The organism is Pantoea sp. GbtcB22, assembly GCF_019091025.1.
GTDB classification, from domain to species: domain Bacteria; phylum Pseudomonadota; class Gammaproteobacteria; order Enterobacterales; family Enterobacteriaceae; genus Pantoea; species Pantoea leporis.
In genome coordinates this window covers 1-286 of the sequence record NZ_JAGXKB010000102.1, presented here as the reverse complement: position 1 = coordinate 286, position 286 = coordinate 1, and the positions used below count along the sequence as shown (strand labels likewise).

At 60.8% G+C, this 286-nt stretch carries 1 pseudogene; it reads left to right on the top strand.

The annotated features are described in order from the left end of the window. Window positions 1-286, top strand: a pseudogene (locus tag KVT28_RS24920) (iron ABC transporter permease); the annotation flags it as partial.

Here is a 286-nt window from a genome sequence, read left to right as displayed (position 1 = left end):
CACGCTGACCGCCTTTGTGCTGCAGCGCTGGTGGCTCCGCGGTAAAAACTTCGCCACCGTCACCGGCAAAGGCGACGGCGTCAAACATGTGCAGCTGCCGCGCGTGCTGCGCTTTGGCGTGGACGGCATGGTGGTTCCGTGGGGCCTGTTCACGCTGGTGATCTATGGCATGATTGTGGTGAGCGGCTTTGAGCAGTCGAGGGGATTGAATGATGCGCTGACCATAGAGCATTACGTACGCGACTTTGGCGTCAGCTTCAACAACGGGCACCTGCTGTGGAGCGGC